Raw genomic sequence first — 22,812 nt, forward strand, 5'->3', positions numbered from 1 at the left:
GGAGCGGTCATGGCCGCTAGTCTCCGTCGAGAGCGAACGTGCACCTGAGGTGCTCGTAGCTCGCCCGGTGTGGGGCGACCAGGTTCCTCACCGGTCCGTATCCGACAGTTCGACATCCGAGGTGACGTAGGCGTGGCTCTTCCGCCCCTTACCCCTGAACAGCGCGCAGCCGCGCTCGAAAAGGCCGCCGCGGCTCGCCGGGAGCGGGCCGAGGTGAAGAATCGACTCAAGCACTCCGGCGCCTCGCTCCACGAGGTCATCAAGCAGGGCCAGGAGAACGACGTCATCGGCAAGATGAAGGTCTCCGCCCTCCTGGAGTCCCTGCCTGGCGTGGGCAAGGTCCGCGCCAAGCAGCTCATGGAGCGACTCGGCATCTCCGAGAGCCGCCGTGTGCGCGGCCTCGGCTCCAACCAGATCGCCTCCTTGGAGCGCGAGTTCGGCGGCGGTGCCGCCTGACGTTCTCAGGCACTCCTGAGAACCTGGATAATCGCTGCATGGCAGCAGAGGTTCGTCCGCGGCTGACCGTGCTCTCCGGCCCCTCCGGGGTGGGAAAGAGCACGGTCGTCGCGCATATGCGCAAAGTCCACCCCGAGGTATGGCTCTCGGTGTCGGCCACCACCAGAAAGCCGCGCCCCGGTGAGCGTGACGGCGTCCAGTACTTCTTCGTGACCGACGAAGAGTTCGACAAGCTGATCGCCAACGGTGAGCTGCTGGAGTGGGCCGAGTTCGCGGGCAACCGCTACGGCACGCCCCGGCGCGCGGTACTCGAGCACCTGGAGGCCGGCGAGGCGGTCCTGCTCGAGATCGACCTGCAGGGTGCGAGGCTGGTCCGGGAGTCCATGCCGGACTCCCAGCTGGTCTTCCTCGCGCCGCCGAGCTGGGACGAACTGGTCCGCCGGCTCACCGGCCGGGGTACCGAGGCGCCCGAGGTCATCGAGCGCCGGCTCGGCGCCGCCAAGGTCGAACTCGCGGCCGAGTCCGAGTTCGATACCACCCTGGTCAACACCTCCGTCGAGGACGTAGCCCGTGAGCTGCTAGCCTTGATGGAAGTTGTTTGATCTTTTGTCTGTTTTTCCCGGATTTCCCTGAAGTTTCTTCGGAAGGCTAGAGCGTGTCCTCTTCCATCACTGCGCCCGAGGGCATCATCAACCCGCCGATCGACGAGCTGCTCGAGGCTACTGACTCGAAGTACAGCCTCGTGATCTACGCGGCCAAGCGTGCGCGTCAGATCAATGCGTACTACTCGCAGCTCGGTGAGGGCCTGCTCGAGTACGTCGGTCCCCTCGTCGACACCCACGTCCACGAGAAGCCGCTCTCGATCGCCCTGCGTGAGATCAACGCGGGTCTGCTGACCTCCGAGGCCATCGAGGGCCCGGCACAGTAGGCGTCGGAATCGCTTCATCCACAGGCCCGGCAGCGCGACTGTCGGGCCTGTGGTGTGTCATACCTGGGTGGGGGTACGGAGCCGAGTGCGGGGAGACGCAGTGGACAAGCCGAGGGTCGTCAGGGTCGTCCTTGGGGTGAGCGGCGGGATCGCCGCCTACAAGGCGTGCGAGCTGCTGCGGCGGCTGACCGAGTCCGGGCACGACGTGAGGGTGGTGCCGACGGACTCGGCGCTGCAGTTCGTCGGGGCGGCGACCTGGTCGGCGCTCTCCGGCCACCCGGTCTCGACGGGGGTCTGGGACGCCGTCCACGAGGTCCCGCACGTACGGATCGGCCAGAGTGCGGACCTGGTGGTGGTCGCCCCGGCGACCGCCGACATGCTCGCCAAGGCCGCCCACGGCCTCGCCGACGACCTGCTGACGAACACGCTGCTCACGGCGCGCTGTCCGGTCGTCTTCGCGCCGGCGATGCACACCGAGATGTGGGAGCACCCCGCCACCCAGGAGAACGTCGCGACGCTGCGCCGGCGAGGCGCGGTCGTGATCGAGCCCGCCGTAGGACGGCTGACCGGAGTCGACACCGGCAAGGGCCGGCTGCCCGACCCGGAGGAGATCTTCGAGGTCTGCCGCCGGGTGCTGGCATGCGGCACGGGAGAGCGGGACCTCGCGGACCGCCACGTCGTGATCAGTGCCGGCGGTACCCGGGAGCCGCTGGACCCCGTGCGCTACCTGGGCAACCGCTCTTCGGGCAAGCAGGGCTACGCCCTGGCCCGTACCGCGGTCGCACGGGGAGCCAGAGTCACCCTGATCGAGGCCAACACGGGACTGCCGGACCCGGCGGGCGCCGACGTCGTCCGGGTCGGCACCGCCGTCCAGCTTCGCGAGGCGGTCCTCAAGGCGGCGGCGGACGCCGATGCCGTGGTCATGGCAGCCGCGGTGGCCGACTTCCGGCCCGCCAGCTACGCCGAAGGTAAGATCAAGAAGAAGGACGGGCAGGAACCCGCGCCGCTCGTCCTGGAGCGCAACCCCGACATCCTCGCCGAGATCTCCGCCGAACGGGCGAGGGCCGGCCAGGTCGTCGTCGGCTTCGCCGCGGAGACCGACAACGTGCTCGCCAACGGCCGGGACAAGCTCCGGCGCAAGGGCTGCGACCTGCTCGTCGTCAACGAGGTGGGGGAGCACAAGACCTTCGGCTCGGAGGAGAACGAGGCGGTCGTGCTCTCCGCCGACGGCGAGGAGACGCCAGTACCGTTCGGCCCCAAGGAAGCCCTCGCCGACACGATCTGGGACCTCGTGGCGCCCCGGCTCGGGTGATCTTCTATATTCCTTCTTGCGGGTGTCTCCAATTCGGGCAAGAACGGCAATCTGTCCCCTTGTCGGGCACGATCGTCGTACCGCAGAATGCAGTGCCGCAGGTCACAGAGCTCCCACGGAGCGAGACGAGTGGTCCGCTGCACGGAAGCGCCAGATAAACTGGTCACGGAACCACGCCGGGCGCAGCCTCCGGCCGGTCCACCATTGATCAGCCAGCAGCCGCTGCAACCCCAGGGAGCGATGTGTCCCGCCGCCTGTTCACCTCGGAGTCTGTCACCGAGGGCCACCCCGACAAGATCGCTGACCAGATCAGCGACACGATCCTCGACGCGCTTCTCCGCGAGGACCCCACTTCCCGCGTCGCCGTCGAGACCCTGATCACCACTGGTCTGGTGCACATCGCCGGTGAGGTGACGACGAAGGCGTACGCCCCGATCGCCTCCCTCGTGCGCGAGAAGATCCTCGAGATCGGCTACGACTCCTCGAAGAAGGGCTTCGACGGCGCCTCCTGTGGCGTCTCGGTCTCCATCGGCGCGCAGTCCCCCGACATCGCCCAGGGCGTCGACACGGCGTACGAGAAGCGGGTCGAGGGCGACGAGGACGAGCTCGACAAGCAGGGCGCGGGCGACCAGGGCCTGATGTTCGGCTACGCCTGCGACGAGACGCCGGCCCTCATGCCGCTGCCGATCCACCTGGCGCACCGGCTCTCCCGCCGGCTCTCCGAGGTCCGCAAGAACGGGACCATCCCGTACCTGCGCCCGGACGGCAAGACCCAGGTCACCATCGAGTACGACGGTGACAAGGCGATCCGTCTGGACACGGTCGTCGTCTCCTCGCAGCACGCGTCCGACATCGACCTGGACTCGCTGCTCGCCCCCGACATCCGCGAGTTCGTCGTGGAGCCGGAGCTCAAGGCACTGCTCGACGACGGCATCAAGCTGGACACCGACGGCTACCGCCTGCTGGTCAACCCGACCGGGCGCTTCGAGATCGGCGGCCCGATGGGTGACGCCGGTCTGACCGGCCGCAAGATCATTATCGACACGTACGGCGGTATGGCCCGTCACGGTGGTGGCGCGTTCTCCGGCAAGGACCCGTCCAAGGTGGACCGCAGTGCGGCGTACGCCATGCGCTGGGTCGCCAAGAACGTCGTCGCAGCCGGCCTTGCCGCGCGCTGCGAGGTGCAGGTCGCGTACGCGATCGGCAAGGCCGAGCCGGTGGGTCTGTTCGTCGAGACCTTCGGCACCAACACCGTCGAGGTGGACAAGATCGAGAACGCCATCGGTGAGGTCTTCGACCTGCGCCCGGCGGCGATCATCCGCGACCTCGACCTGCTGCGTCCGATCTACGCCCAGACCGCGGCGTACGGCCACTTCGGCCGTGAGCTGCCGGACTTCACCTGGGAGCGCACCGACCGCGTGGACGCGCTGCGCAGGGCGGTCGGCCAGTAGTCGCACCTGTTTTTCCGTACGGCCCCGGACCGATCGGTCCGGGGCCGTACGCATGGCCGGGGCCATCCCGCGCGCGTCCGCCCGTGTCAGTGGCATCTGGTAGGAATTTGGCTGTGAGCAGCGAAGACGAGCAGCCCGAAGCCCCCGGTACCGGGGCGCCGGAGCAGCTTGCGCTCATCCGGGAGACGGTCCGCAAGGCGCAACCGCCCAAGGCGAAGCCACGCACCTGGCGGGGTGCCGCACTGGCCGGGGAACTGCCCGTCGCCCGTGTGCTGGTGAACAAGGGCGTGCTCCATCTCGACCAGTTCTTCGACTACGCCGTGCCGGAGGACATGGACGAGGCCGCCCAGCCCGGCGTGCGGGTCCGCGTGCGGTTCGGCGCCGGGGCGCACCGGGTGCGCGAGGGGCGGCGTGAGGGCGGCGGGCTGATCGACGGTTTTATCGTCGAGCGGCGGGCCGAGTCCGACTACGACGGGCCGCTCGCCGCGCTGGCCGGGGTCGTCTCCCCTGAACCGGTCCTCGGCCCCGACCTGCTGGCGCTCGCCCGCGCGGTCGCCGACCGGTACGCCGGCAGCCTCGCCGACGTACTGCAGCTCGCCATACCCCCGCGCAACGCGCGCGCCGAGTCGAAGCCCTCGCCGGAGCCGCTGCCCGCCCCCGCCCCCCCAGATCCGGGGACCTGGGAGCGGTACGCGAAGGGCCCGGCATTGCTCCAGGCGCTCGCCCGCGGCGGGGCGCCACGAGCGGTGTGGACCGCGCTTCCCGGGCCGCACTGGCCAGGCGAACTGGCCCGCGCCGTGGCCGCCACGCTGTCGTCCGGGCGGGGAGCGCTGGTCGTCGTACCCGACGGACGGACGGCCGCGCGGCTGGACGCCGCGCTCACCGAGGTGATGGGCGAGGGGAGGCACGCACTGCTCACCGCCGAGGCCGGCCCGGAGAAGCGTTACCGGCAGTGGCTCGCGGTGCGACGTGGCTCGGTGCGGGCCGTGGTCGGCACCCGGGCAGCGATGTTCGCCCCGGTCCGGGACCTGGGGCTGGTCGCCATCTGGGACGACGGCGACTCGAGCCACAGCGAGCAGCACGCGCCGCTGCCGCACGCCCGCGAGGTGCTGCTGCTGCGCGCCGCCACCGGCAAGTGCGGCTTCCTGCTCGGCGGCACGACCTGCACGGTGGAGGCCGCTCAGCTGGTCGAGACCGGCTGGGCGCTGCCGGTGGCCGCCGATCGCGAACAGGTCCGGGCCGCGGCCCCGGTGATCCGTACCATCGGCGACGGCGAGCTGGCGCGGGACGAGGCGGCCCGTGCCGCCCGTCTGCCGAGCCTCGCCTGGCAGACCGTGCGGGAGGGCCTGAAGGCCGGCCCGGTGCTGGTGCAGGTGCCGCGCCGGGGGTACGTACCGAGGCTGGCCTGCGAGCGCTGTCGCACGCCCGCGCGCTGCGCGCACTGCGCGGGACCGCTGGAGGCGCCCGCCGAGCGGACACTGCACTGCGGGTGGTGCGGACGGTCCGAGTCCGGCCGGCAGTGCCCGGAGTGCGGAAGCACGCGGCTGCGCGCGCAGATCGTCGGTGCCAGGAGGACTGCCGAGGAGCTGGGGCGGGCGTTCCCGGCAGTTCCGGTGCGTACGTCCGGGCGCGAGCACGTGCTCGACACCGTGCCGGCCGGCCCGGCGCTCGTCGTCAGTACGCCGGGTGCGGAGCCGGTCGCCGAGGGCGGGTACGCGGCCGCGCTGCTGCTCGACGGCTGGGCCATGCTCGGCCGGCCCGACCTGAGGGCGGGGGAGGAGGCGCTGCGGCGCTGGATCGGGGCGGCCTCGCTGGTGCGCGGACAGGCCGAGGGCGGCACGGTGGTCGTGGTCGCCGAGCCGACGCTGCGGCCCGTGCAGGCGCTGGTGCGCTGGGACCCGGTGGGGCACGCGGTGCGTGAGCTCGCCGAACGGGCCGAGCTGGGCTTCCCGCCCGTCTCCCGGATGGCCGCGGTGTCCGGTCGCCCGGAGGTCCTGGCGGCTTTCCTCGCTGCGGCGGAACTGCCGCGGGACGCCGAGGTGTTGGGACCGGTACCGCTGCCTGTCGCGGATCCGGGCCGGCCCCGACGGCCCGGCGATCCTCCGCCGGGTGAGGTGTGGGAGCGGGCGCTGCTGCGGGTCCCGCCGGGCAGCGGGTCCGCTCTCGCCGCCGCACTCAAGGCGGCGCAGGCGGCACGCCTCGCGCGCGGCGGAGCCGATCCGGTACGCATCAGGATCGACCCCCCGGACATCGGCTGACGGGGCCGGCAGCCGGTCCCCGGCAGGGCATCGCCGGGCGCGGACAGACGGCTGCCCCCGCCGGGAGGGGCGGGGGCAGGGAGCGTCAGCCGTTGCGCGGGCCGGGGAACGCGCTGGTCCGGGTCTCTTCGCGCAGCGCCTGGCTGCCCGAAGTCGGCTGCGGCGGCATGGACCGGGCGGCCGGTACGGACGGCAGGCCCAATCCGACCGGCAGCGGCCGGGTTGCGGTGGCCGTAACGGCTTCGGCTCCGTGCTCGGCCACCTCGGCCACCTCGGCCACCTCGGCCGTACCGGCCTGCGCCGCCGCGCGGCGGGCGCCGTAACGGCGGTGCACCGCCTGCTTGGTGACACCGAGGGCCGAACCCACCGCGTCCCACGAGAAGCCGAGCGAGCGATCGAAGTCCACCGCCGCGGTGACCAGCGTCTCGACGCTGTCCCGCAGCTCCTGGGCGAGGCGCACCGTGGGGGCGGGGGCCCGGCCGTAGACGACGAAGCCGGTGGAGGGACCGGAGCGGCGCGGACGGTAGACGTTGCCGAGCTGAGCGGTGAGCGTACGCAAAGCGTCCACCTGCCGGCGGACCCGCTCGATGTCCCGCACCAGCAGGTGCAGGCTGGCCCGCGCTTGGGCGTCGTGGGTTGCGTGGTCGGCCATGAACAAGCCTCTCGAACCGGCGTGGAAACGGATGGGGCCGCCGGCAGCGGCCCGTTCGGTCAATCTCTCTTGACCCCAACGCTCCACCGGTCGATGTGGTCACGCTGTGGGGGCGTATGGGCATATGCGAGGGGCGCACTCGCTTGCGCACGCCCCCTGGGGGTGTCCTTTCGTATCCGCCCTGATCCGGAAGCCCCAGGGACCGGGGCCGACCGGGGCCCATAGACTGGTGCGCTGCTCGTCGGCACGAGATAGCGAGGAAGTCCCCAGTGAAGCTTGTGTTCGCAGGTACCCCCGAGGTCGCCGTACCCGCCCTGGACGCCCTGATCGCCTCCCACCGGCACGAGGTCGCAGCCGTCGTCACCCGACCCGACGCGCCCGCCGGGCGGGGCCGCAGGCTGGTGGCCAGCCCGGTCGCCCAGCGCGCGGAGGAGGCCGGCATCGAGGTGCTCAAGCCGGTCAGGCCGCGCGATGAGGACTTCCTGGCGCGGATGCGCGAGATCGCGCCCGACTGCTGCCCGGTCGTGGCCTACGGTGCGATCCTCCCCCAGGTGGCCTTGGAGATCCCGTCCCACGGCTGGGTCAACCTGCACTTCTCGCTGCTGCCCGCCTGGCGCGGCGCGGCTCCCGTGCAGCACGCGGTGCTGGCCGGCGACGAGGTGACCGGCGCGTCCACCTTCCTGATCGAGGAGGGACTGGACTCCGGGCCGGTCTACGGCGTGCTGACCGAGACGGTACGGCCCACCGACACCAGCGGTGACCTGCTGACCCGGCTCGCCTTCGCGGGCGCCGGGCTGCTCGCCGCCACCATGGACGGCATCGAGGACGGCGCGCTCAAGGCCGTACCGCAGCCCGCCGACGGCGTCTCGCTCGCGCCGAAGATCAACGTCGAGGACGCGCAGGTCGACTGGACGTCTCCGGCGCTCCGGGTCGACCGGCTGGTGCGCGGCTGCACGCCCGCACCCGGGGCCTGGACGCTGTTCCGCGGCGAGCGGCTCAAGCTGATCTCCATCGGGCTGCTGCCCGAGAGGACGGACCTCGCGCCCGGTGAGCTGTCCGCCGGCAAGAACAACGTCTACGCCGGGACCGGCTCCCATGCCGTCGAGCTGCACTGGGTCCAGCCGCAGGGCAAGAAGCCGATGCGGGCCGCCGACTGGGCGCGTGGGGTGCGCATTGCCCCTGGTGAGCACCTGGACATGGCGGACGTACGCTGAGAGGGTTCGCCCCCTCTCACCATGAGCTCACCATCAGCTCACCATCAGCGGAGCACCTTTCACGTGAACGAGCAGCCTCGTCGCCGGCCCGCCAAGCAGGCGAAGCCGTACCGGCGCCCTCAGAAGGACCCCGTCCGGATTCTCGCCTTCGAAGCACTGCGGGCGGTCGACGAGCGCGACGCCTACGCCAACCTCGTCCTGCCGCCCCTGCTCCGCAAGGCGCGCGAGGGTGGCGGCTTCGACACGCGCGACGCGGCACTCGCCACCGAGCTGGTGTACGGGACGCTGCGCAGGCAGGGCACGTACGACGCGATCATCTCGGCCTGCATCGACCGGCCGCTGCGCGAGGTCGACCCGCCGGTGCTGGATGTCCTCGCGCTGGGGGCGCACCAGCTGCTGGGCACCCGCATCCCCACCCACGCGGCGGTCTCGTCCAGTGTGGAACTGGCCCGGGTGGTGCTCGGTGACGGGCGGGCGAGGTTCGTGAACGCGGTGCTGCGGAAGATCGCCGCCGATGATCTGGACGCCTGGCTCGAGCGGGTCGCACCGCCCTACGACGAGGACGCCGAGGACCACCTCGCGGTCGTCCACTCGCACCCCCGCTGGGTCGTCTCCGCCCTGTGGGACTCCCTCGGCGGCGGCCGGGCCGGCATCGAGGACCTGCTGGAGGCGGACAACGAGCGGCCCGAGGTGACCCTCGTCGCCCGGCCGGGCCGCTCCACCGCGGATGAACTGCTGGACGCGCTCGGCGAGGACTCCGGTCTGCCGGGCCGCTGGTCACCGTATGCAGTACGGCTTGCCGAAGGCGGAGAGCCGGGCGGGCTGGACGCCGTGCGCGAGGGGCGCGCGGGCGTTCAGGACGAGGGCAGCCAGCTGGTCGCGCTCGCCCTCGCCAACGCGCCGGTCGAGGGCTCCGACACACGCTGGCTCGACGGCTGCGCGGGCCCCGGCGGCAAGGCGGCCCTGCTGGCCGCGCTCGCCGCGCAGCGGGGAGCGACCCTGCTCGCCTCCGAGAAGCAGCCGCACCGGGCGCGTCTGGTCGAACGGGCGCTCGCGGGCAACCCCGGCCCGTACCAGGTCATCGCCGCGGACGGGACCCGCCCGCCGTGGCTGCCCGGATCCTTCGACCGGGTGCTGATGGACGTGCCGTGCACGGGACTCGGCGCGCTGCGCCGCCGTCCGGAAGCCCGGTGGCGGCGCCGCCCGGAGGACCTGGAGGGCTTCGCCCCCCTGCAACGCTCGCTGCTGCGCGAGGCGTTGGCGGCGGTCCGGGTGGGCGGCGTGGTCGGATACGTGACCTGCTCACCGCACCTCGCCGAGACGCGGGTCGTCGTCGAGGACGTGCTGAAGGGCCGGGGCGGCCTCCAGCCGGTCGACGCGGAGTGGATCGACGCGCGGCCGCTGATGTCCGGGGTACCGGCACTGGGCGACGGTCCGGACGTACAGTTGTGGCCGCATCTGCACGGTACGGACGCGATGTACCTGGCACTGCTGAGGCGAACCGCCTGACGACGCGCCTTCCTCACCCTGTCTCCGGCACTGCGGCCTTGGCGCTGTCGGCGAGAGCGGCGAGGTACCGTTCGGCGTCGAGCGCGGCGGAGCAGCCGCTGCCTGCAGCGGTGATGGCCTGCTGGTAGGTGTGGTCGACCACGTCGCCCGCGGCGAAGACACCGGGGATGTTCGTACGGGTCGACGGCGAGGCGACCTTGAGGGATCCGTCGTCGTCCAGGTCGAGCTGGCCCCTGACCAGCTCGGTGCGCGGGTCGTGGCCGATGGCCGATGGCCACGAACAGTCCGGTGGCCGCCGGCTCGGATGTCTCGCCCGTCCTGGTGTCGCGCAACGTGAGGCGGGAGAGCTGCTGCTCGCCATGGATCGCGGCCCGCGTGTTGTCCGTCAGTCCGGGCCCATGATTCCGTCCCGGAATCCGGGGAAGTTCTCCACCTCGGTCGTCTGGACCAGGGGGCCGCCCGCCGTCACCGATCCCTCGAACACGAGCGGCTTCAGCGAGGCGCGCGCGGTGTAGGGGGCGGCGGTGTAGCCGGCGGGACCGGAGCCTATGACGATGACGTTCCGGACGTCCGTCTCGACGGTCACTCGGCTTCTTCCGGGGCGATCTCCTCGATCAGGCCTTCGACGAGCTTCTTGATCTCGTCACGGATCGGCCGTACGGCCTCGACGCCCTGACCGGCCGGGTCCTCCAGCGGCCAGTCCAGGTACCGCTTACCGGGGAAGACCGGGCAGGTGTCGCCGCAGCCCATGGTGATGCAGACGTCGGAGGCCTTGACCGCGTCGACGGTGAGGATCTTGGGGGTCTCGGCGGTGATGTCGATGCCGACCTCCCGCATGGCCTCGACGGCGGCGGGGTTGACCTGGTCGGCCGGGGCGGAGCCGGCCGAGCGGACATCGACGCGGTCCCCGGCCAGGTGGGTCAGCCACGCGGCGGCCATCTGGGAACGGCCGGCGTTGTGGACACAGACGAACAGGACGGAGGGCTTGTCGGCCATCGGAGGTCTCTCTCTTGTCTCGCGACTTTTTGTCTTGACGACTGTAAGGCGGTGGGATCAGGCGCGGTTGACATCAGCGCCTGGTGGCGTCAGCTGCCGCTGATGTGACAGTATCAGCCCATGATGACGTCAGTCGACACTGAGCTGATCCGGGTTCTGGCCGACCCGCTCAGGCTCCAGATCGTGACCCTGCTCGCCCACGAGACCCTGTGCACCAGCCATCTCGTGGAGGAGACAGGCGCCCGGCAGACGAATCTCTCCAACCACCTGCGGGTGCTGCGAGAGGCCGGCGTGGTGGAGACCGAGCCGTGCGGCCGCTTCACCTACTACCGGCTCAAGCCAGACGTCATCGCCCAGCTCGCCGGCCAGTTCACCGACCTCGCTGAGACCGCGCGCGCCTCCGCAGAGGCGGACGTCAAGCGGTCCTGCCCCTGATTCCCGCGCCCGTCGCGTCCGCACCAAGGAGACCTGTTGAGCGCCACCCAGGCCGCCGGCCCCGATGCCACAGCGAAATCCGCGATACCCGCGACCGAACCCCAGCCTGCGCCGGGCGGCACTCCACCCCGCGCGCCGCTGGTCGCCCGGGCCGCCGCCGAGTTGGTCGGCACCGCCGCTTTGGTGGCGGTGGTGGTGGGTTCCGGTATCCAGGCCACCGAGCTGAGCCGGGATGTCGGCGTCCAGCTCCTCGCCAACTCCATCGCCACCGTCTTCGGACTGGGTGTCCTCATCGTTCTTCTCGGCCCGGTCTCCGGCGCGCACTTCAACCCCGCCGTCACCCTCGCCGAGTGGTGGACGGCCCGCCGCGGCGGCGCCGGCGTCACTGCCCGCGAGGCAGCCGTCTACGTCCCCGCCCAGATCGCGGGAGCGATCGCGGGCGCCGTACTGGCCGATGCGATGTTCGGCGAGCCGCTGGTCCAGTGGTCCACGCACGACCGCTCCGCCGGGAACCTGCTGCTGGGCGAGGTCGTCGCCACCGCCGGGCTGATCCTGCTGATCTTCGGCCTGGCGCGCACCGAGAGCCTGCGCTTCGCCCCGGTCGCCGTCGCCTCCTACATCGGCGCCGCGTACTGGTTCACCTCGTCCACCTCGTTCGCCAACCCGGCCGTGACGATCGGCCGCGCGTTCACCGACACCTTCGCGGGCATCGCGCCCGGCTCGGTGCCGGGATTCATCGGCGCCCAACTCGCGGGCGCCGTAGTAGGGCTGGCTCTAGTAGCCCTCATTTTCACGCGGGCGCGGACGGACTCGGCGCAGCCCGCCGCATGACGCACGCGACCCAGGTGGTGGTGGTCGGTGGTGGCCAGGCGGGGCTTGCCGCCGGCTACCACCTGCGCCGCCTCGGCCTGGACTTCGCCATCCTCGACGCCCACGCCGAGGCAGGCGGCGCGTGGCAGGCTGTTGAAGGCCTCACCGATGTTCTGCGGCTCAACCAGCGCGGCGTCGCGTGGGGGGACGGGCGAGGGCGAGGGCCGATGCGCTGATCTGGTGCACCGGGTTCCGGGCGGCCCTCTCACACCTGTCGCCGCTGAGGCTGCGGGACGCCACCGGCCGCATCCCCACCACCGGCACCAGAGCCGTCGCAGAACCGCGGCTGCACCTGCTCGGTAACGGCGACTGGACCGGAGCCCCGCGTCATGCGCTCTGAGTATTAATTCGATGAATGTCTATGTTGACGCCCATCGAAACAGGTGCCATGCTGGCAACGCAAGCCATCGACAGATGTCGAAACAGAGTAGGGGAGTCACCGTGTCCGCGATCGCCGACGTGCCCACCACCGACCTGCCCACCATGGTGATCGGAGCCGGCCCCGTCGGCCTGGCCGCCGCTGCCCACCTTGTCGCGCGCGGCATCGAGCCGCTGGTCCTGGAGGCCGGACACAGTGCCGGTAGCGCCGTACGGGAGTGGAACCACGTACGCCTCTTCTCGACCTGGGCCGAGGTCGTCGACCCCGCCGCCGAGAAGCTTCTGGCCCCCACCGGCTGGACCGCGCCCGACGGCGCCGCCTGTCCCACCGGCGGTGACTGGGCTGAGAAGTACCTGCAGCCACTGGCCGATGTCCTCGGCGACCGAGTGCGGTTCGGCGCAACAGTGACCGGGGTGTCCCGCCTCGGCCGCGACCGTGTGGTGGACGCCGATCGTGAGCAGCAGCCCTTCACAGTCCACGTCACGAACGCCGACGGCACGGAGGAGCGAATCACCGCCCTCGCCGTCATCGACGCCTCGGGCACCTGGTCCACCCCGAGCCCGATCGGCGGCAACGGCCTGCCGGCCCTCGGCGAGCGGGCAGCCGCCGACCGTATCTCCTACCGTGTCCCGGATCTCAAGGACCCAGCCGTACGCGCCCGGTACGCGGGCAAGCGCACCGCCGTCATCGGCTCCGGCGCCTCCGCCTTTACCGCCCTCGCCTTCCTGGCCGACCTTGCGAAGGACGCTCCCGCCACGCATGCCGTGTGGGTCCTGCGGCGCGGCATCAGCGGCAGCACGTTCGGTGGAGGCGAGGCTGACCAGCTCCCCGCCCGCGGTGCTCTCGGCCTTCGTGCCAAGGCTGCCGTCGAAGGCGGCCATGCCGACGCGGTCACCGGTTTCCGTACGAGCGCGATCGAGAAGTCGGGCGACCAGCTGGTGCTGGTGGGCGAGGACGGCCACCGTCTCGACCCGGTCGACGAGGTCATCGCCCTCACCGGACTCCGCCCCGACCTGTCGTTCCTCGAAGAGCTCCGCCTCGGGCTCGACGAGCGGCTGCAGGCCCCGGTGGAGCTGGCCCCGCTCATCGACCCGAACGTGCACTCCTGCGGAACCGTCCACCCGCACGGCGTGAACAAGCTTTCCCACCCGGAGAAGGACGTCTATCTCGTCGGCATGAAGAGCTACGGCCGCGCCCCGACGTTCCTGGCGATGACCGGCTACGAGCAGGTCCGTTCCATCGCCGCCGCCCTCGCCGGGGACCAGGAAGCCGCCGAGCGCGTCGAGCTGACCCTGCCCGAGACCGGAGTCTGCGGCGGCGCGGGACTCTTCGACGAGCCCGACGCTGCCAACACCGACGGCGACAGCGGCGGCTGCTGCGCCACCCCGTCCACCATCCAGATCGGCATCGGAGCCCCGGCAGCCTCCGGCGGCTGCTGACTCCCGCCTCACCCAACACCGCAGGAGGCTCGTCATGTCTCGCATACAGCTCGCACTCCGCGTCCCCGACCTCGCCGCGTCCATCGCCTTCTACACCAAGCTCTTCGGCACCGAGCCGGCCAAACTCCGCGACGGCTACGCCAACTTCGCCATCGGCGAGCCGCCGCTCAAGCTCGTCCTCATCGAAGGCACCGCCGGCGAAGACACCCGCATGGACCACCTCGGCGTCGAAGTCGGGACAACCGACGCCGTCCACGCCGCCACCACGCGCCTGAGCGATGCCGGCCTGGCCACGGCAGAGGAGAACGACACCACCTGTTGCTACGCCCTCCAGGACAAGGTCTGGGTGCACGGCCCCGGCCACGAGCCCTGGGAGGTGTACGTCGTCAAGGCCGACGCCGACACCCTGGCCAAGCAACAGGGCAGCACCTGCTGCGCCGGTGCGGACGCCGAGGCCAGCGAGGCCCAACCGGTCGCCGCCGGCGGCTGTTGCTGACCTGACGATCACCGGCCTTCACACCAGCGAGGGCCGCGACCGGAACAAAGGGCCGGTCGCGGCCTCGCGCCGACCTGCCCGCCTCTGCATCCCTCAGATCACCAGCTGAGGCATCGTCTACTCTGATCTGGATACCGGAGTTCCGGGTCTTCGCCGTCCAGGGCCCGTCGCGTGCCACCCGTAGCCCCGGCCGGTACGAGTCCCAGTGCAGCAGCGCCCAGCCGTTGCCCTTTCGGTCCTCGTGCCAGCCGACGAGCGGCCAGTAGGCGAAGTCGGCGTCCGTCTCGATCAGGTAGTCGACGAAGTGGCGGAACCATGCCCGCTGCTTCGCTCCGGTCTCCTCCCGGCCACCGACGCCGAACTCACTGATCCACACCGGTGCGGTGAAGTGCCGGTTCGCCTGCGAGGCGACGTAGAAGGCCTGCCGCCGCAGCACATCGTGCAGCTGAGAGCGGCTGAAGTCGCGGTTGCGGGGGTCGGAGGTCTCTCCCGTGCCGGTGGCGCCTGTGTGGTTCGGCCCCGTGTAGTCGTAGAAGTGGGCTGAATACACGAGCTTCCCGGACCGCACGAGGGTGTGCGAGAGCCGCTGAACGGGCTCGAGGGTGGGCCGTTCGTAAGGGAGTCCGTCCACCGGAATCCCGGTCCAGTTGATCCCCTCGACGATCACCAGCAGGTCTGGATTGGCCTCCTGAAGGATCCGGTCCCCGAGGTGCTGTGACGCGGCGAACCAGTCGTGCCGGTCGCCGAGGCCCCAGTTGGGGTCGTCGAGTACGGAGCGGCGTACCTCGTTGTAGAGGTCGGCGCCGACGACCCGCGGATCGTCCCGGTAGCGTCCGGCCATGAACAGCCAGTCACTCTCCCAGACCTCGGTGCTCCGGCTCGCGTTCCACCGCTCGTTGCCGTCGACGCCGCAGCACCAGCGTGTCGTGTTGGTGTGGTTGTTCAGGATCACCGCGAGGCCCGCGTCCGTCAGGGCGCCGACGGCGGCGTCGTAGCCCTGGAGTGGGGTCTTCCCCTTCAGCGCCGGGTTGGCTGCCACCGAGGCGTCCGCGACGGGGCGGGTGTCGTGGACCATCTCGTTGGAGAAGGGCAGGCGGACGCTGTTGAGTCCCAGTTCGCGGAATCCGGCGACGATCTCGGACATCGGAGCGCGGTCCAGGCCCAGCGGCATACGGTCCGACTTCTCGCCCGCGTGGATGTTCGCCGGGTCGTCGGGGCTGCCCGCACCGGTCCATGTACCGCTCGCCCCGTGCCAGTTGCCCGACTTCAGCTTGAACCGGTCGCCGTCGGCGTCGACGACGTACCGGCCCCGGGTACTCAGCGGAGGGGTCCATGCCTCGGCCGGCCGGACGGCGGCGAGTTCGGTGGTGTGCCCGGCACGCGCGGGGGCGGCGGGACCCGGCTCGGCCGTCGCCGGAGGAGCGACCGAGGCACCTGCCAGTACGCCCAGCATCGCGGCGGCCAGCGCCGATATGACGAAAGACCTGTTCACGACCACCCGTTCCGTCGCGGAGCGCCCGTCCGGCGAGCTCTGTAATTGGCATGTATGCGCCATGATGGCGGGCTCGGGTGACGTTGACCAGTAACGCCGGTGACCTCTTGGACCTCACCGGCATGAGGCCGAAACGCGGCGGCACGCCCCGGCTCGGGCACCGCGCGGAACGGCAGCGAGGCCGGGCCGGGCCGCTCCCTCCGTCCGTACAGAAGGGAGCAGCCCGGCCTCGTACTGCCGCTGTGGTGGATGATCACCGGCCGGCGCAGACCCGGCGGGGCCAGTCGCAGCCGGCCAGCGGCGGGACGACGTACGACCGCGCGTTCGGTCAGCCTCCGAACGTGCCGGTGGTCTCGGCCTTCCAGGCGCCGCCCGCGACCTTGTAGACGGTGAGCTGCTTGTTGGTGGCGTCGCCGTACTCGTCGAAGGAGACCTTGCCCATGACTCCGTCGAAGGAGACCTTCTGCAGGGCCTCGGTGACCTTGGCGCGCGCGTCGGAGGGCAGCATGCCGTCCTTGGTCACGGCCTTCACCGCCTGGATGATCGCCCAGGCCGAGTCGTAGGAGAACCCGCCGTAGGCTCCGTACGCCTCCTTGTACCCGGCCGCCTTGTAGTCCTCGATGAACTTCTTGGCCGAGGGCAGGTCCTCGACGGGCGCGCCGACGGAGGTGGACATGTCGCCGTCGCCGCGGGCGCCGGTGAGCTTGAGGTACTCGTCGCTGTAGATAGCGTCGCCACCGATGAGCGGGATCGCGGCGCCCGCCTTCTTGACCTGCGCGCTGAGCGGGCCGGCCACCGGGTACTCACCGCCGTAGTAGACGACGTCCGCGCCGGAGTTCTTGATCTTGGTGGCCACGGAGCCGAAGTCCTTGGCGTCCGGGTTGACGTGATCGGTGCCGACGACCGCGCCCCCGAGCTTCTTGAAGTGGGCGGAGAAGGTCGCGGCCAGCCCGGCGCCGTAGGTTTTCTTGTCGTCGACGACGAAGACCTTCTTTTTCTTCGCCGTGTTGTACAGGTACTCGGCGGCGAACGGACCCTGGATGGCGTCCGTGGTCGCGGTCCGGAAATACGTCTTGAACGGCCGGACCTTCTCGCCCGTGTTCCATTTGTCCCCCTGGGTGAGGGCAGGGTTGGTGTTCACCGAAACCTCGGCCAACTGGGCGACGTCGAAGACCTTCTGCATGGACTGGGCGACGGAGGAGTTCAGCGGGCCGACCACTCCGAGGACGCTCTTGTCGGCGACCAGTTTGGTGGCGTTCTGCTGGCCGGAGGAGGGCTGTGCCTGGTCGTCGAGAGCCTCGATCTTGAAGGTGACGCCCGGCACCTCCTTGTCCTTGTTGGCCCGCTTTACGGCGAGGTCGACCGAATTCTTCATGCCGAGGCCGAGAGCGGAGAGCTCCCCGGTCAACGGTGCGTCGAAACCGATGGTGACGACGGTGGAGCCGCCGCCCGAGGCGTCGTCGGCCTTGCCTGTGTCACGGGAGCCGCACGCCGTGAGCGAGAGTGCTCCAGCGGCGAGCGCGGCGGTGACAGCTATGAGAGAACGGTTACGCACGATCGGTCCTTTCACCTTCGGGGCGCCAACCGCGCTGTCAGGGCCGGAGATCGGCCGCTGGCGCGGCGGCTGGCGTGACTCTAGATGGCGCCCACCGAAACAAGCAGCGGGGGCGAACCGATGTGATTCTCTTGTTATGGCGCCGCTCCGGCGGAAAACTTCTCCTCATCGGGGCACCTCAGGAATGTTCCGCGGTCACCATGCGGCGGTGGAGCGTGTCGGTGGACGCGGCCGGGCGCCGGCTCCGTCGGTTCGGCACGACGAGGCGGCGCCGGCCGCGGGTCATGCGCAGAAGTTGCGCCGCCAGCGGTGCTTGGCGAGTACGGCGAGTTGGTCGGCGGTGAGGGGGCGTCCGTCGCTCACGGCGGTGTTGCGCTCCACGTTCCGTACCGTCCGCATGCCGGGGATGACCGTGGAGACGGCGGGCGCGCTGAGCACGTACCGCAGTGCCGTTTCCGCGATCTCGGCGGTGGAGATGCCCAGATCCGCAGTGATCGCACCGACGTGCTGTTCGACCTGCGCCGGGCGGTCGTCGCGGAAGTAGCGGCTGCGGAAGTCTCCTTCGGGGAACGTGGTCCCAGCCGTGATACGCCCCGTCAGGCCTCCTTCGTCAAGGGCCGCCGTCGCGGGCGTCCACGACGATCGCCGGGACGACCTCCGGCCTGAATCCCTGCGACTCCTCCGACACTTGGGTCGACTCGGCGCCGCCGGGCAGCCATGAGGCGGCGTCGTTGTCCTGGGCATCGGTGAGCTTCGACGCGAGGGGGAACGCGACGGCCACCACCAGCAGCCACACCACCACGACGAGCCCCTTGGTGCGCAGGCCGCACACCAGCCGGCCCGCCCCGCGGTTGCGCCGAGTCTGTGCGTCGGTCATGGACGCCCGTCGCGCCGGCTGCGAGCCGCCCCTTCGAGGTGCCGAAAAACCGGAGGACTACGCATGTGCCGATCCCGGGAGGCTTTGGTCCGGACCGAGGAGGGGAATGCCGGAAGTCCATGGCAGGCTTGGGGCATGGCCGTTCAGATCAATCCCAGTATCCTCTCCGCCGACTTCTCCCGCCTGGCGGAGGAGGCGAAGGCCGTCGAGGGCGCCGACTGGCTGCATGTCGACGTGATGGACAACCACTTCGTGCCGAACCTCACCCTCGGTGTGCCGGTCGTGGAGTCGCTCAGCAGGGCCACGGACATTCCGCTTGACTGCCATCTGATGATCGAGGACCCCGACCGCTGGGCCCCTCAGTACATCGAGGCGGGCGCCGGTTCGGTGACCTTCCACGCCGAGGCCGCCGCCGCGCCGGTCCGGCTGGCCCGGGAAATCCGGGCCAAGGGCGCCCGCGCCTCCATGGCGCTGAAGCCCGCCACCCCGATCGAGCCGTACGAGGACCTCCTCCCCGAGCTCGACATGCTGCTGATCATGACGGTCGAGCCGGGCTTCGGGGGCCAGGCCTTCCTGGACATCATGCTTCCCAAGATCCGGCGTACCCGGGAGCTCATCTCCAAGCACGGGCTGGAGCTGTGGCTCCAGGTCGACGGCGGTGTCTCGGCGACGACGATCGAGCGCTGTGCGGAGGCGGGCGCGGATGTCTTCGTCGCCGGTTCCGCGGTGTACGGGACGGACGACCCGGCCGCCGCTGTACGCATGCTGCGCAACCAGGCGGCCGAGGTTTCGGCCTCGGCGCCCTGGCTCTGCAACCACTGAGCCACAGCTAGGTGAACGGGGCCCGACCGGGCCGATCAAGGCTCGCCGCATCTGACAGGATAAACGGCGAGTCCAGAGTGTGAACAGCAGTGAGGAGATCGCGGTGTCTGCTATGTCGGCGGGTCGGTCAGCCCTGCGGATGGGACCCGCGGAGCTGGTGCAGGCGGCGGCCATGGCCCGCCGCTTCTACCTCGAGGGCAAGTCCAAGATCCAGATCGCCGAGGAGTTCGGCGTCAGCCGCTTCAAGGTGGCCCGGGTCCTCGAGACGGCGCTCGAGCGCGATCTCGTACGGATCGAGATCCGGGTGCCGGCCGAGCTGGACGCGGAGCGTTCCGACGCGCTGCGGGCCCGCTACGGTCTGCGGCACGCAGTCGTCGTCGAATCCCCGGCCGATTCCCCGGACGTGGAGACGGCCGACGCCCCGGACCCGGAAAACCTGGGCGCCGTGGCCGCCGATCTGCTGGGCGAACTGGTCACCGAGGGTGATGTGCTCGGCCTCGCCTGGGGCAGATCGACCATCCACATGGCCGCCGCCCTGCACCGGCTGCCGCCGTGCACCGTCGTCCAGCTGACGGGCGTGTACGACGCCGGCACCGCCGAGCGCGGCTCGGTCGAGGCCGTCCGCCGCGCCGCCCAGGTGTCGGGTGGTGAGGCGCACCCGATCTACGCGCCGATGCTGCTGCCCGACCCGGCCACCGCCGCCGCGCTGCGCAACCAGACGGGCATCGCCCGTGCCTTCGAGTACTTCGACAAGGTCACCGTCGCGGCCGTCTCCATCGGCTCCTGGGAGCCCGGCATCTCCACCGTCCACGACATGCTCACCGACGAGGAGCGCGGACACTACGCGTCTCTCGGCGTGGCCGCGGAGATGTCCGCGCACCTCTTCGACTCGGAGGGGCGGCGGGTCGGCCGTGACCTGGGCGAGCGGTGCATCACCGTGGAGGCGGACCGGCTCCGCCGGATCCCCGAGGTCGTGGCGATCGCGGGCGGTCTGCGCAAGGCCGCGGCCATTGGCGCCGTACTGCGGTCCGGGCTCGTCACCAGCCTCGTCACGGACACGGCGGCGGCGGACTTCCTGCTGACGGAATCCGCGCCCGGCTCGCGCCCGGCGCTCGAGCGAGCGGATCCGGACGGCGTCTGACCCGGGCCCGGCTTGCTCAGCTGTAGACCCGGCGGGCGTTCTGCGCCGCGATCATCGCTCCCACGCGCCGGGCGTCGGCCGCCGACCACGCGCCGCTACCCTCCCAGGCCGTCAGCAACCGGGTCAGCGCCTCGCGGAACAGCTGCGCACCGACGACGTACAGCTCGGGTAGCCCGTACGCGTCCGTGGAGAACATCAGCTTGCCGAACGGGGTCAGCTCCAGCATCTCTGCGAGCACGGCCTCGGCCCGAGCCCCCGTGTGGCCGAGAGCCAGGCCCACGTCCACGTAGACGTGCGGGAAGACGCTCGCCAGATACGCGGCACCCCGGTGGTACGGGTAGCCGTGCAGCAGGATCAGCGGGCAGCCGGTGGGGCGTACGGCCCGTACGAACTCGGTGAGCAGCAATGGATCGCTGCGGTGCAGCCGCAGATCCGGGTCGCCGAAGCCGGTGTGCAGCTGCAGTGGCAGGCCGGTCAGCGCCGCCGACCAGAGCAGATGGCGCAGCAGGACCGGATCACTCAGCCTGCCCCCTGGCTGGCGCCCGATGAGCCAGCGGGCGGCGGCTTCGCGGACTGCGGCCGGCGCCGGTGGATCGGGCGCCAGATCGAGTCCGTGGCGGTACGCCGCCACCGATTTGAAGCCCGCGGCCGTGCGCGCGGCAGCCGTGATCCTGCGGTCCAGCGCGGCGAGCAGCGCGTCGCCGTCGTCGGTGGTGTCGGCCGTAACCTCCGCCAGCCGCTCCAGTCGGACGATCTCGCGCGCCTTCCCGCCCGCGGCCGTGGCCAGCGCTCCGGGCGTGGTCAGATCGCCCGGCAGACCGGTGTCCACCAGGAATTCGGCGATGCCGCACGATTGCAGCAGCATCCCGGTGGCCGCCTGGCCGCCCAGTTCGCGTCGCCTGGCGAGGTACTCCTCGGGCGGGCAGTGCGGGGCGAGGCCCAGCACGGGCGGGCACCAGCGGCGTACCGCGAAACCGAGCTGGGTGTCGAAGTAGGTGGTGCCGGGTGCGGCCGGGGCGTCCGACTCGGTCAGGAACTCCTCGAACGCCGTCGCGTCCAGGTCGGTGCGCACGACCCCGTGGCAGTGGTGGTCCACCAGCGGTGGCAGGTTGAGATCCATCAGTACCGCCCTCGGGTGGCGTTCGCGATCTCCTGGGGGGAGGCGCCCTCGAACAGCTCGGCCTCCGCGTGACGCACCGCGGCGATCGCTTCGAAAAGCGGATCGCCGAGCGCCTCACGCAGGACCGCCGAACCCGTGAAGTGCTCCAGGGCCTCCGGCAGGGACGTGGGCAGCCGGCGCTCACGGCCGGCGTGAACCGGATCGCCGGCGACGGGATCCGGCAGCCGCAGGTCCGCGTCGATCCCCGCCAGTCCGACAGCGATGAGCGAACCGGTGGCCAGATACGGGTTGGCTGCCGCGTCGAAGCTCTTGACCTCGGCGTTCGCCCCGGCCGGGTCGTCGGGCGCCCCCGCGACGAAGCGGAGCGCAGCCTCCCGGTTCTCGAGTCCCCAGCACTGGAACGCACCCGCCCAGCGGGACGGCTCCAGCCGCAGATAGCTTGCGACGGACGGCGCGCCGACGGCCAGCAGGGCGGGCAGCTCCCGCAGCACCCCGGCGAGGAAGGCCTCGCTCCGGCGTGTCATGCCGAATGGTCCGTCGCCGCCCCGGCAGAGGTTCTTGCCGTCGCGCCACAGGCTCAGGTGCACATGACAGCCGTTGCCCACCCCGCCGGCCGCCACGATCGGCCCGAACAGGGCGGTGAGCCCGTGCCGGGCGGACACCGCGCGGATCGTCTCGCGGACGAGTACGGCCAGATCGGCGGCTCCCACCGGATCGGAGGGGGCCACGGACACCTCGAACTGGCCCGGTGCGTACTCGGGATGGATCTGCAGGACGTCGACACCCTGCGCGGCCAGCGCCTCCAGCACGTCACCGAGGTAGTCCGACAGCTCCACGAGCCGGGCCATGCCGTACGCCGGCCCGATGCCCGCGTAGCGTGGCTCGTCCCCGTCCTCGTCCCCGCCCGTTCCCAGGCCCGTGGCCCCGGTCGTGTCCCCGGGCCCGTCCCGGCCCCTGCCCCGAGTGACGACCCACTCCGTCTCGAAACCCATCCGCAGCTCAATGTCCCGCTCGGCGGCGCGCGTCGCCATCCGCCCCGCGAACTGCCGCTGGCACACCGGATGCGTACGCCCCAGCTGGTCGTACCGGTCGGCGGGGGCCCAGGCCCAGCCCGGTTGGCCGGCGAGCGGTGTCACCCGGGCGAGGTCGGGGAAGAGCCGCAGATCGCCGTCCGGGCCACCGACGTGCGGGCTGCTGGTCATGGAGTCGTCCACCAGGTAGACGTCGAACACCGGCGACATGCCGACCCCGCGTCCGGCCACCTCGGCGAGCCGCCTGACGGGCACAGCTTTGACGCGGGTGAGGCCCGCGTTGTCCACCCACGTCAGGGCGAGCCCCCGGATGCCGAGGCCGGTGAGCCGCCGGGCCTCCGCGCGGGCAGCATCGTTAAGTGCGCCGTTCATGCCGGGC

20 protein-coding genes and 5 pseudogenes are annotated in these 22,812 nt (G+C 71.2%); 16 read left to right on the forward strand and 9 right to left on the reverse strand.

Annotated elements, in window-relative coordinates; genetic code table 11:
- Positions 1 to 132 precede the first annotated feature (132 nt).
- The 6 genes from AB0M62_RS17435 to AB0M62_RS17460 all read left to right on the forward strand — a co-directional run bounded on the left by AB0M62_RS17435 (position 133) and on the right by AB0M62_RS17460 (position 6,405).
- Positions 133 to 456 carry an integration host factor gene (locus AB0M62_RS17435; RefSeq protein WP_307664661.1) on the forward strand — a complete coding sequence of 108 codons (324 nt, stop codon included), beginning with the start codon at positions 133 to 135 and terminating at the stop codon, positions 454 to 456.
- A gap of 38 nt (positions 457 to 494) precedes the next feature.
- The gene (gene gmk / locus AB0M62_RS17440; protein WP_366075063.1) at positions 495 to 1,058 is read left to right on the forward strand and encodes a guanylate kinase; all 564 of its coding nucleotides are present in this window, start codon (positions 495 to 497) and stop codon (positions 1,056 to 1,058) included.
- Positions 1,059 to 1,111: 53 nt separating this feature from the next.
- Positions 1,112 to 1,384, forward strand: a complete 273-nt coding sequence (gene rpoZ, locus AB0M62_RS17445) for a DNA-directed RNA polymerase subunit omega (RefSeq protein ID WP_005319902.1) — start codon at positions 1,112 to 1,114, stop codon at positions 1,382 to 1,384.
- A gap of 100 nt (positions 1,385 to 1,484) precedes the next feature.
- A complete protein-coding gene (coaBC, locus tag AB0M62_RS17450) occupies positions 1,485 to 2,696 on the forward strand; it encodes a bifunctional phosphopantothenoylcysteine decarboxylase/phosphopantothenate--cysteine ligase CoaBC (protein WP_366075064.1) in 1,212 nt (403 codons plus the stop codon).
- A gap of 242 nt (positions 2,697 to 2,938) precedes the next feature.
- On the forward strand, positions 2,939 to 4,147 hold the full coding sequence (metK, locus tag AB0M62_RS17455; RefSeq protein WP_366075065.1) for a methionine adenosyltransferase: 1,209 nt from the start codon (positions 2,939 to 2,941) through the stop codon (positions 4,145 to 4,147).
- Between the two features lie 113 nt (positions 4,148 to 4,260).
- Positions 4,261 to 6,405, forward strand: a complete 2,145-nt coding sequence (locus AB0M62_RS17460) for a primosomal protein N' (protein ID WP_366075066.1) — start codon at positions 4,261 to 4,263, stop codon at positions 6,403 to 6,405.
- 85 nt (positions 6,406 to 6,490) lie between these two features.
- Here AB0M62_RS17460 and AB0M62_RS17465 read toward each other — a convergent pair whose 3' ends face one another.
- Positions 6,491 to 7,057, reverse strand: a complete 567-nt coding sequence (locus tag AB0M62_RS17465; RefSeq protein ID WP_366075067.1) for a hypothetical protein — start codon at positions 7,055 to 7,057, stop codon at positions 6,491 to 6,493.
- A gap of 269 nt (positions 7,058 to 7,326) precedes the next feature.
- Here AB0M62_RS17465 and fmt point away from each other — a divergent pair, with 269 nt between their 5' ends.
- Together fmt and AB0M62_RS17475 are read left to right on the forward strand one after the other, a co-directional pair.
- Positions 7,327 to 8,271, forward strand: a complete 945-nt coding sequence (gene fmt, locus AB0M62_RS17470) for a methionyl-tRNA formyltransferase (protein WP_366075069.1) — start codon at positions 7,327 to 7,329, stop codon at positions 8,269 to 8,271.
- 63 nt (positions 8,272 to 8,334) lie between these two features.
- Positions 8,335 to 9,780, forward strand: a complete 1,446-nt coding sequence (locus AB0M62_RS17475; RefSeq protein ID WP_366075070.1) for a transcription antitermination factor NusB — start codon at positions 8,335 to 8,337, stop codon at positions 9,778 to 9,780.
- Positions 9,781 to 9,793: 13 nt separating this feature from the next.
- Here the strand turns inward: AB0M62_RS17475 and AB0M62_RS17480 are convergent.
- A pseudogene (locus tag AB0M62_RS17480) lies at positions 9,794 to 10,366 on the reverse strand (FAD-dependent oxidoreductase).
- Complete coding sequence (locus AB0M62_RS17485) at positions 10,363 to 10,776, reverse strand: arsenate reductase ArsC (RefSeq protein ID WP_366075071.1); 414 nt, start codon at positions 10,774 to 10,776, stop codon at positions 10,363 to 10,365. Before AB0M62_RS17485 ends, AB0M62_RS17480 begins: the two are co-directional and overlap by 4 nt.
- A 120-nt stretch (positions 10,777 to 10,896) precedes the next feature.
- On the opposite strand from AB0M62_RS17485, the gene AB0M62_RS17490 reads away from it, so the two are divergent.
- From AB0M62_RS17490 to AB0M62_RS17515, 6 genes and pseudogenes are all read left to right on the forward strand, one after another.
- Positions 10,897 to 11,211 (forward strand): metalloregulator ArsR/SmtB family transcription factor, encoded by a 315-nt coding sequence (locus AB0M62_RS17490; RefSeq protein WP_366075072.1) that lies wholly within the window; start codon positions 10,897 to 10,899, stop codon positions 11,209 to 11,211.
- 84 nt (positions 11,212 to 11,295) lie between these two features.
- The gene (locus tag AB0M62_RS17495; protein ID WP_366075125.1) at positions 11,296 to 12,042 is read left to right on the forward strand and encodes an aquaporin; all 747 of its coding nucleotides are present in this window, start codon (positions 11,296 to 11,298) and stop codon (positions 12,040 to 12,042) included.
- Positions 12,039 to 12,149: pseudogene (locus AB0M62_RS17500) on the forward strand (NAD(P)-binding protein); the annotation flags it as partial. The gene AB0M62_RS17495 and the pseudogene AB0M62_RS17500, both read left to right, overlap by 4 nt.
- Positions 12,150 to 12,171: 22 nt before the next feature.
- A pseudogene (locus tag AB0M62_RS17505) lies at positions 12,172 to 12,400 on the forward strand (pyridine nucleotide-disulfide oxidoreductase); the annotation flags it as partial.
- Positions 12,401 to 12,564: 164 nt separating this feature from the next.
- The gene (locus tag AB0M62_RS17510) at positions 12,565 to 13,899 is read left to right on the forward strand and encodes an NAD(P)-binding domain-containing protein (RefSeq protein ID WP_366075126.1); all 1,335 of its coding nucleotides are present in this window, start codon (positions 12,565 to 12,567) and stop codon (positions 13,897 to 13,899) included.
- A 34-nt stretch (positions 13,900 to 13,933) separates the two neighbouring features.
- The gene (locus AB0M62_RS17515) at positions 13,934 to 14,395 is read left to right on the forward strand and encodes an ArsI/CadI family heavy metal resistance metalloenzyme (RefSeq protein ID WP_366075073.1); all 462 of its coding nucleotides are present in this window, start codon (positions 13,934 to 13,936) and stop codon (positions 14,393 to 14,395) included.
- On the opposite strand, the gene AB0M62_RS17520 is transcribed toward AB0M62_RS17515, so the two are convergent.
- From AB0M62_RS17520 to AB0M62_RS17535, 4 genes and pseudogenes are all read right to left on the reverse strand, one after another.
- Positions 14,286 to 15,848 (reverse strand): cellulase family glycosylhydrolase, encoded by a 1,563-nt coding sequence (locus AB0M62_RS17520; protein ID WP_366075127.1) that lies wholly within the window; start codon positions 15,846 to 15,848, stop codon positions 14,286 to 14,288. The two genes, AB0M62_RS17515 and AB0M62_RS17520, sit on opposite strands and share 110 nt — an antisense overlap.
- 367 nt (positions 15,849 to 16,215) lie before the next feature.
- Positions 16,216 to 17,442, reverse strand: a complete 1,227-nt coding sequence (locus AB0M62_RS17525) for a branched-chain amino acid ABC transporter substrate-binding protein (protein WP_366075074.1) — start codon at positions 17,440 to 17,442, stop codon at positions 16,216 to 16,218.
- 282 nt (positions 17,443 to 17,724) lie between these two features.
- Positions 17,725 to 18,060: pseudogene (locus tag AB0M62_RS17530) on the reverse strand (aldo/keto reductase); the annotation flags it as partial.
- Positions 18,059 to 18,319: pseudogene (locus AB0M62_RS17535) on the reverse strand (hypothetical protein); the annotation flags it as partial. The pseudogenes AB0M62_RS17535 and AB0M62_RS17530, both read right to left, overlap by 2 nt.
- 135 nt (positions 18,320 to 18,454) lie before the next feature.
- Here AB0M62_RS17535 and rpe point away from each other — a divergent pair.
- Together rpe and AB0M62_RS17545 are read left to right on the forward strand one after the other, a co-directional pair.
- On the forward strand, positions 18,455 to 19,141 hold the full coding sequence (rpe, locus tag AB0M62_RS17540) for a ribulose-phosphate 3-epimerase (RefSeq protein ID WP_366075075.1): 687 nt from the start codon (positions 18,455 to 18,457) through the stop codon (positions 19,139 to 19,141).
- A gap of 79 nt (positions 19,142 to 19,220) precedes the next feature.
- A complete protein-coding gene (locus tag AB0M62_RS17545; protein ID WP_366075076.1) occupies positions 19,221 to 20,282 on the forward strand; it encodes a sugar-binding domain-containing protein in 1,062 nt (353 codons plus the stop codon).
- Positions 20,283 to 20,298: 16 nt separating this feature from the next.
- On the opposite strand, the gene AB0M62_RS17550 is transcribed toward AB0M62_RS17545, so the two are convergent.
- A complete protein-coding gene (locus AB0M62_RS17550) occupies positions 20,299 to 21,402 on the reverse strand; it encodes an amidohydrolase family protein (RefSeq protein WP_366075077.1) in 1,104 nt (367 codons plus the stop codon).
- Positions 21,402 to 22,805 carry a glutamine synthetase family protein gene (locus tag AB0M62_RS17555; RefSeq protein WP_366075078.1) on the reverse strand — a complete coding sequence of 468 codons (1,404 nt, stop codon included), beginning with the start codon at positions 22,803 to 22,805 and terminating at the stop codon, positions 21,402 to 21,404. The genes AB0M62_RS17550 and AB0M62_RS17555 overlap by 1 nt, the downstream gene beginning before the upstream one ends.
- Positions 22,806 to 22,812 lie beyond the last annotated feature (7 nt).

The sequence above is a fragment of the Streptomyces sp. NPDC051219 genome (genome assembly GCF_040682335.1).
In the GTDB taxonomy this organism is placed as follows: domain Bacteria; phylum Actinomycetota; class Actinomycetes; order Streptomycetales; family Streptomycetaceae; genus Streptomyces.

Coding starts and splice junctions, on each gene's coding strand:
- gmk (WP_366075063.1), top strand. CDS start 495: ATGGCAGCAGAGGTTCGTCCGCGGCTGACCGTGCTCTCCGGCCCCTCC.
- AB0M62_RS17465 (WP_366075067.1), bottom strand. CDS start 7,057: ATGGCCGACCACGCAACCCACGACGCCCAAGCGCGGGCCAGCCTGCAC.
- AB0M62_RS17485 (WP_366075071.1), bottom strand. CDS start 10,776: ATGGCCGACAAGCCCTCCGTCCTGTTCGTCTGTGTCCACAACGCCGGC.
- AB0M62_RS17490 (WP_366075072.1), top strand. CDS start 10,897: ATGATGACGTCAGTCGACACTGAGCTGATCCGGGTTCTGGCCGACCCG.
- AB0M62_RS17510 (WP_366075126.1), top strand. CDS start 12,565: ATGGTGATCGGAGCCGGCCCCGTCGGCCTGGCCGCCGCTGCCCACCTT.
- AB0M62_RS17515 (WP_366075073.1), top strand. CDS start 13,934: ATGTCTCGCATACAGCTCGCACTCCGCGTCCCCGACCTCGCCGCGTCC.
- AB0M62_RS17520 (WP_366075127.1), bottom strand. CDS start 15,848: ATGCTGGGCGTACTGGCAGGTGCCTCGGTCGCTCCTCCGGCGACGGCC.
- rpe (WP_366075075.1), top strand. CDS start 18,455: ATGGCCGTTCAGATCAATCCCAGTATCCTCTCCGCCGACTTCTCCCGC.
- AB0M62_RS17550 (WP_366075077.1), bottom strand. CDS start 21,402: ATGGATCTCAACCTGCCACCGCTGGTGGACCACCACTGCCACGGGGTC.
- AB0M62_RS17555 (WP_366075078.1), bottom strand. CDS start 22,805: ATGAACGGCGCACTTAACGATGCTGCCCGCGCGGAGGCCCGGCGGCTC.